General features: G+C 50.9%; 8 protein-coding genes. 6 read left to right on the top strand and 2 right to left on the bottom strand.

Annotated elements, in window-relative coordinates:
- The 6 genes from G451_RS0117690 to G451_RS30140 all read left to right on the top strand — a co-directional run.
- The coding region (locus tag G451_RS0117690; protein ID WP_027185300.1) for a transposase at positions 1-322 on the top strand (322 nt) is incomplete at its 5' end.
- A 34-nt stretch (positions 323-356) separates the two neighbouring features.
- On the top strand, positions 357-530 hold the full coding sequence (locus tag G451_RS34225; protein WP_156921699.1) for a hypothetical protein: 174 nt from the start codon (positions 357-359) through the stop codon (positions 528-530).
- Between the two features lie 126 nt (positions 531-656).
- On the top strand, positions 657-1,931 hold the full coding sequence (locus G451_RS30155; RefSeq protein ID WP_051261638.1) for a KamA family radical SAM protein: 1,275 nt from the start codon (positions 657-659) through the stop codon (positions 1,929-1,931).
- The gene (locus G451_RS30150; RefSeq protein ID WP_051261637.1) at positions 1,928-2,959 is read left to right on the top strand and encodes a D-alanine--D-alanine ligase family protein; all 1,032 of its coding nucleotides are present in this window, start codon (positions 1,928-1,930) and stop codon (positions 2,957-2,959) included. The genes G451_RS30155 and G451_RS30150 overlap by 4 nt, the downstream gene beginning before the upstream one ends.
- Before the next feature lie 15 nt (positions 2,960-2,974).
- Positions 2,975-4,015 carry a D-alanine--D-alanine ligase family protein gene (locus G451_RS30145; protein WP_051261636.1) on the top strand — a complete coding sequence of 347 codons (1,041 nt, stop codon included), beginning with the start codon at positions 2,975-2,977 and terminating at the stop codon, positions 4,013-4,015.
- An 85-nt stretch (positions 4,016-4,100) separates the two neighbouring features.
- On the top strand, positions 4,101-4,619 hold the full coding sequence (locus G451_RS30140) for a GNAT family N-acetyltransferase (protein ID WP_051261635.1): 519 nt from the start codon (positions 4,101-4,103) through the stop codon (positions 4,617-4,619).
- A 159-nt stretch (positions 4,620-4,778) separates the two neighbouring features.
- Here the strand turns inward: G451_RS30140 and G451_RS30135 are convergent, their stop codons facing one another.
- A complete protein-coding gene (locus tag G451_RS30135) occupies positions 4,779-5,588 on the bottom strand; it encodes a cytidylate kinase-like family protein (protein ID WP_051261634.1) in 810 nt (269 codons plus the stop codon).
- A 224-nt stretch (positions 5,589-5,812) separates the two neighbouring features.
- A complete protein-coding gene (locus tag G451_RS0117655; RefSeq protein WP_027185299.1) occupies positions 5,813-7,264 on the bottom strand; it encodes a sigma-54-dependent transcriptional regulator in 1,452 nt (483 codons plus the stop codon).
- Positions 7,265-7,294 lie beyond the last annotated feature (30 nt).

Raw genomic sequence — 7,294 nt, 5'->3', positions numbered from 1 at the left:
CCTAAAACAGGTTGGAGATACACAAATCCTCATCCCGAAGCCGCCGAAGAAGAAAGACTCGCGACATCAGCGCCAGAAGGCCCGGCAACGCTTCCGCCGTCGAGCAGGCATCGAGCCGGTGATCGGCCATCTCAAGCACGACCACCGCATGGCGCGGAGCTACCTCAAGGGCGCGGTCGGGGACACCATCAATCTGTTCATGGCATGTGCGGCGTTCAATCTCAGAAAGCTGATGCGGAAGCTGGGAAGTCTTTTTGCGCTCCTGGCGTTTCTGCTCCTCGGAGGAGGCGCGAACCAGAGACCGGCGGCAAGCATCACATAGGCGCTAAAACGGTTTTTTCAGGCTCGACTATGTATTGTCCGGACCTGATTTTAGTTCGATCTATGAAACACGAATTTCAGTCGTCGGTGATGTCAAAGAGCAGGAAGACGGAACGCTTCTCGTGAAAGTCGAGTCGTATGAAGTGTTGAAAGACGAAGCCGCTCCGGAAAATGAACTTCAGGAAGAAGGAGGCAACGCGTCTTCGTAAGTCTGTTTCCGTAATGGGAAGATAATACGAGGAAGAGGCCCGATTCCCGAGTACGGGTCACGACGTTTAGCCCGGCGGTTCGGCTTTAGCTGAACCGCCATTTGTATGCATAGGAGCATAAGAGACATGGAACATCTTCTCGATTCCGCCCCGGAAGAGGCAGAACCTCCTCTCGAACATGTGGCTGTGTGTGTTCCCTCCCCAGTAATGCGCCGACATGGTCGGGGAATGCGGGGTGTTTTCCCGTTTAGTGCAAACAGTCGAGAATTTCGGGACGTCTGGTATCCAAACGTGACCGATGCGCAATGGAATGATTGGCGCTGGCAGCTTAAATCCCGATTGCACAGCTTGCAGGATTTTCGTCGAATCTTTGATTTGAGCCAGGATGAAATCGTCGCATTGGGGGGATTGGGAACGGCACTGCCGGCAGCCGTTACGCCGTATTATGCATCTTTGCTGTCGACGACGGATTCGAGTGATCCGTTGAGACGAACCATGATTCCGACACCGGCTGAATGCCATGTCATGGAGTATGAAGCGAACGACCCGTTGCATGAAGATGATGACAGCCCCGTTCCGGGATTGGTGCATCGGTATCCCGACAGGGTGCTGTTTTTGGCAACGGGCATGTGCGCGGCATATTGTCGATATTGTACTCGGTCACGCGCTGTGGGCGGTGAAAAAATGAGTGCACGGCCCAGAAAACGGTTTGATGCGGCCCTTGCCTACATTGAGCGTACGCCACAAATTCGCGATGTCGTCGTATCCGGAGGGGACCCGTTCACGTTAAGCGATGCCGCGTTGGAGTATGTGCTTTCCCGGCTTTTCGCCATACCGCATGTCGAAATGGTTCGCCTTGGCACCAAGGCCCCCATGGTCATGCCGCAACGCATTACCATGTCTTTAGTTCGAATTCTCAAGCGGTTTCATCCGTTGTTTGTGAGTATTCATGCAACCCACCCGCGTGAACTCACTCCGGAATCGTCCGAAGCATTGTCTCGGTTGGCCGATGCTGGCGTGGTTATGGGGAGCCAAACCGTGTTGTTATCCGGCGTCAACGACAATACCGCAACGGCAACGGCGTTGTTTCGTGGATTGCTCCGTAATCGCGTGCGACCATATTATCTTTACCAGTGCGATCAGGTCCGCGGGTCCTCGCACTTTAGAACGCCGCTTGAAACCGGCCTTGATATCATTCGTGGGGTGCGTGGTCATACGTCGGGATACGCTGTTCCACATTATGTTGTGGATTTGCCTGGTGGCGGTGGAAAAACAGCCGTATGCCCGGATGCCGTTGTACGGCGTGAAGGACAGGTCATCACATTTCGCAATTACGAAGGGCGTGAGTTCGATATCGTCAACCCCATGATTGCCGACACGGCGAGCAAGGACGCATCATGAAAATCGGTCTGACCTATGATTTGGTGGACGACTATATTGCACGCGGAATGAGCGAAGTGGAAGCGGCCGAATTCGACAGTCCGGAGACGGTGGATGCCATTAGCGAAGCGTTGGAAAACGTCGGTCATCACGTAGTCCGTATTGGGTCTTTAGAGCCGTTGACGAGGCGTTTAGCTCTTGGTGAATCGTTCGACTTGGTTTTCAACATTGCCGAAGGGCTGGAAGGGTATGGTCGCGAAGCGCAAGTCCCGGCTGTGTTGGAAGGGGTCGGGATTGCCTGCACGTTTTCGGACCCGCTGACACTGTGCTTGTGTCTGCATAAAGGGATGACCAAACGTATTGTGCGCGATTGCGGTATCCCGACAGCCGATTTCATCGTGATCGAGCGCATGGAAGACCTTGATGGGGTCAATCTGCCGTTTCCGGTTTTTGCTAAACCCGTTGCTGAAGGGACAAGCAAGGGGGTGACTTCAATGTCGCGGATAACGGATATGCACCAGCTCAAAACAGTGTGCATGGATCTTCTGGAAACATTTTCTCAACCTGTTCTTGTCGAAACGTACTTGCCAGGTCGAGAATATACGGTCGGCATTGTCGGAACCGGAGAGGCCGCACGTGTCATCGGCGTCCTTGATGTTGCCATTAAAGCCGAAGCCGATGGGATCGATTATACATTTGAGACGAAGAAATATTGCGAAGAGCTTGTCACCTATCGTCTTGGCACGGACGAGCCTGCACGCCAGGCCGCGGATACTGCTCTGGCCGCATGGAAAGTATTGGGAGGTCGTGACGCCGGACGTATTGATATTCGGTTCGATGCTGCCGGTATTCCGAATTTTATTGAAGCCAACCCATTACCCGGATTGCATCCGATACATTCGGATTTGCCTATTATGGCAACCTTGGCTGGTGTTGGATATACGGACCTCATTGAGCAGATTGTCAACTCGGCAATCTTCCGTATTGGCTCGAGTCGTATCGCAATGTTGGTTTCTATTGCTGACAGACGCTATAGTAGCGCCTTTTGACACGGAGAGATTCCCATGCGCGTTTGTATTTTGCACGATAAGCCCGAATCGTCTCTTTCGGTTGATGACGCTGATACGATCGTTCAGGCCCAGGCTGTTGCCAATGCTTTACGTGAAGCTGGGCATACGGTGTTTTTCTGTCATTTTGAGCTTGATTTGACGGCCGTTGCCAAGACGATCCGAGCATTATCAGCAGATCTCGTGTTCAATTTTGTTGAAGGCGCGGGAGGCAAAGCGCATTTGTCACATCTTGCTCCTCTCGTCCTTGAGGAAGAAGGCGTGGCATTTACAGGGGCAGGCTCCAGAGCCATGTACTTATCCACTGACAAGCTGACGGCGAAAGAATTGCTCGCTCATTCCGATTTGCCCACCCCGGCATGGGTGACGGTGGAGTCACTTCGTCGTGCCAATAGTGCCAGTATGATCGATCGATTCGATGCGGAAAGACGATTTATCCTCAAGTCCGTCTTCGAGCATGCATCCAAAGGGTTGGATGATGGATGCGTCCTCCAAGCGGCATCGTCGATGCTGCTTGAAACCGCGCTTGAAGAGAAACGGGCCAGCCAAGGTGGGCGAAATTTTGCAGAGGAATACATTCATGGTCGTGAATTCAACGTCTCGGTCATCGATACACCTGACGGCCCTCGTGCGCTTCCCGTGGCGGAAATTGTTTTTCGGGGATTTTCCGGTCCGGTGGCGATTGTCGGATATGAGGCCAAGTGGGATGAAGCATCGTTTGCCTATCACAACACGCCACGACGATATGATTTCAATGAAGACGATGCGGTTTTGATTGAGAACTTGAAACGCCTCAGCTTGGCCTGCGGCCGTCTGTTCGGCTTGCGGGGGTACTACCGTATTGACTATCGAGTCGACGCAGGACGGCATCCGTTTATCATCGACGTCAACGCGAATCCTTGTTTATCTCCAGATGCTGGATTGGCCGCGGCGGCAGCTCGTTCGCACATCGACTATACCGAACTGGTGCGTATCATTGCATTGTCTGGATGTTGCTCTGTCGGGAATGCGTGGGCATTGAATCGCCGGGCGGCGTAATATGAGTACAATGACATTTTGTCGAGGCATACAAGACCAGACGTATGTTCGTCATTGTGATTGCAACCATGCAGGAGACCAGAACATGCGTCGTGTTGACCTCTATGCAACGGGTCTGACTTTTCGGCGGAAACCGTTATCGGGTGACGCGGACACGATTTTCCATATTGTCTCGTCTTCAGGGTATTTCAGTTCGGAAGAGGCTGTGATGGCCGTTGAATTATTAGAAGAGTATGAAGCAAAAGGTGAGAAAAGCGGATACTCGTTTGTGTTTGCCGATGACATGGACGGAAAGACTGTGGGATATGGGTGTTATGGACCTATTTCCTGTACACAGAATCGGTTTAACCTGTACTGGATTGCCGTTTCAGAGACGTATCGTGGCCAAGGGGTGGGGAAATCATTGTTGCAAGCCATAGAGCAGGCCGCTTGGGCGGAGGGATGCCAACGACTATATGTAGAGACGTCCATGCGTCTGCAATATACACCGACTCGCCGGTTTTATGAGAAAAATGGCTATCTGCGCGATGCCGTGCAGTGGGATTATTATAGACCAGGCGAGGATAAAATTATTTATTTCAAGGATGTCTCCAAACCAGGATGAGGCAATGGCTTCTGTCGAAAATCATGCATTTTTTCAATGTAATACGAATATATATGTGTGGCGATGAGACCTTGGCCCTTGCGAGACGATACGCACCAAATTAAACGCCCCGGAGTCGACGACACCGGGGCGTTTGATTCTTAAAGAAATGCCGTGATGTTAGAACGGAACCGAACCGGGGGTTGTCAGGCCAAGATGCATACGTCTTAGCCCTTGGATATCGGCAACGGCTGTTTCAGCTTTGCTATAGGCCGTGCTTTCCTGAATAAGCGAGGCACCAACTTTGACAAAGGCTTCTCCATCACGAACGGTGGCTTCAACATCGGAAAAGACTTCATACAATTTTGCTTCAACACGTGCTGCCAAGGCCATGTCGGCCAGCATCTTTCGCATGATCTCGCGGTGTCCGTTGGTTGAAATGCGGACAGCGTCGACAATGATTTCAACAGCCTTATCTACGGAGATGTTGTGGAGGTTGAGATAGATATCATAGAGGCTGGGGTCACGGTTATCGTGTCCGAAAAGCATTTTTGTCCATTTGGACCGCTCTTGGTCCTGGCGGAGTAAGAGCGCTTTGGCTTCATCGTAGCCAATATTTTTGCGCCGCATTTGTTCACGAATGCGTTCTTCAAGGTCGGCAACGATGCGTACTTTCATGACGTTGGGGACATCATGCAAAAAAAGGTGACCCGCCATGCCGTGATACACAATATTATCGGAATGCATGCATTCAAAAAAAGCGGCTCGAAACAGCGCGAGGTGACGTTCTTTGGATGAGCCAAATGAATCAAGAAACCTGGGGGCGCGGCCAACAGCCAATTGCAGACGCTTTTGATCGACATCGAAGCTTTGAGCGGCTTGCTGGACGATTTCCGGCCCAATACAGCTATAGCCCAGAGTGTTGGCAACACGTTCAGCGATACGTTTTCCGTGGCTGGATGAATCGCGAGAAATAGTAATAATCGGCATATCAGGCTCCTTGCAACATTGTCTTCAGTTGGAACCATTTAAGCAGATTGCGTGCCAAATGGGTTATGTTTGTTTTTTCTTGTTATTTCGGTCTGTTAAATGCCGAGAAAAAGGCTCGCGAAATCATAGGAATGTTTTGTTTTGAAACATTTTTATGAAGTTCTGTGTTTTTGGTAAGTTGGATATGTTTCAAAATAGAACGAGCGTTTTATTTTGAAACATCGCTAGCCGTTTTCTTCAAGGCGTTTGAGCTTACGCCATAATGAACTGCGGCTGATACCAAGAATCTCAGCCGCTTCGTTGCGGTTGCCGCTGGTCGCTTGCATTACTTTACGGATATATTCATCTTCAAGTTCAGCAAGCGTAATCAATTTATCCGGCAGCGCTGGGGATGCAACAGGTTGTGGGGCAATTTGAAAGCGTTTCGGGAGATGGTTCGGGACAATAATTTTGTCTTCACAGAGGATAACGGCACGCTCAACGGCGTTCTCCAGTTCGCGTACATTCCCGGGGAACGGGTGCTGCATGAATATTTCGAGAACATCTCCAGAAAATCGTTCGATATTTTTTTTGAACTCTCGGCGATATTTCTCAAGAAAATAGCTACATAATAACGGAATATCTTCCCGGCGTTCTCGAAGGGGAGGAATGCGCAAAACAAAGGCATTGAGGCGGTAATAAAGGTCTTCACGAAATTCACCACGCTCTGCTTTATGTTGTAGGCTTTGATGAGTGGCGGCGAGGACACGGACGTCCACAGGGATTTCCTCTGTTCCACCTATTCGGATGACCGTTTTTTCTTGCAGGACCCGCAAGAGCTGCACCTGCATGGCGAGGGGGGTATCTCCGATCTCATCAAGCATGATGGAGCCGCCGTCGGCAGCTTCGAACAACCCTTTTTTGATACGGGAAGCACCTGTAAACGCATCTTTTTCATGGCCGAAAAGTTCGTTGCTGAGTAATTCTTGGCTGAAGGACGCGCAATTGACGGCAAGAAATTTTTTATTGGCACGAGGACTCAAGCGATGGATGGCTTTGGCCACAAGCTCTTTGCCCGTTCCCGTTTCTCCGCGAATCAGTACGGTGCAGTCCAGCGTCGCGACTTTGGCGATATTGCGCTTAAGGTCCTGCATGACCGGAGTTTCGCCTATAAGCCGAGGGTCGGTCACACTGCTGTGACGTTCGGGTTCCGTCGAAAAGGCCGACGAAGTAAATAATTTGCCGGCGGCAGCCATTTCAATTTGTTCGGATTCCATGAGATCATCAAATCCCGGCATGCTTGTGGTCGGAGGTTGGGCGAGAATCACCAGCCCCGATTGTTGTTGAAAATGCCGCAGGAAGGACCAAAAATCCGTCATGTCATTTTTTTCATAGAATCCAGAAGCCAAAGCTTCACTGGCTTGGCGTTCTTTGTCATTCCCTTGTCCGGTTAACAGAACGGTTTTGAGGTCGGGTTTAATCTCACGAAGTTTGGCGATGGTCACCAAGCCGTCCATTTCCGGCATTTTGAGATCGATAACCGCGAGGTCAATATGATGAGAGCGAGCGAGCAGAAGCGCATCAGGGCCACTTGATGCGACAAGTGGTTCCATTCCGCGTAGTCGAATTCGCTCGGAAAGAGAGTCAAGAAAATCGGCCTCGTCATCAACAACAAGGACCACGGGTTGTTTTTGCATGGGATGAAATAGGTTATGAAGCTGTTGGTT

Source organism: Desulfovibrio inopinatus DSM 10711, from assembly GCF_000429305.1.
Taxonomy (GTDB): domain Bacteria; phylum Desulfobacterota; class Desulfovibrionia; order Desulfovibrionales; family Desulfovibrionaceae; genus Alteridesulfovibrio; species Alteridesulfovibrio inopinatus.
Note: the sequence above shows the minus strand (reverse complement) of the source record. Positions and strands in the feature narration are given on the sequence as shown.

Coding starts and splice junctions, on each gene's coding strand:
- G451_RS30140 (WP_051261635.1), top strand. CDS start 4,101: ATGCGTCGTGTTGACCTCTATGCAACGGGTCTGACTTTTCGGCGGAAA.
- G451_RS30150 (WP_051261637.1), top strand. CDS start 1,928: ATGAAAATCGGTCTGACCTATGATTTGGTGGACGACTATATTGCACGC.
- G451_RS30135 (WP_051261634.1), bottom strand. CDS start 5,588: ATGCCGATTATTACTATTTCTCGCGATTCATCCAGCCACGGAAAACGT.
- G451_RS30145 (WP_051261636.1), top strand. CDS start 2,975: ATGCGCGTTTGTATTTTGCACGATAAGCCCGAATCGTCTCTTTCGGTT.
- G451_RS30155 (WP_051261638.1), top strand. CDS start 657: ATGGAACATCTTCTCGATTCCGCCCCGGAAGAGGCAGAACCTCCTCTC.
- G451_RS0117655 (WP_027185299.1), bottom strand. CDS start 7,264: ATGCAAAAACAACCCGTGGTCCTTGTTGTTGATGACGAGGCCGATTTT.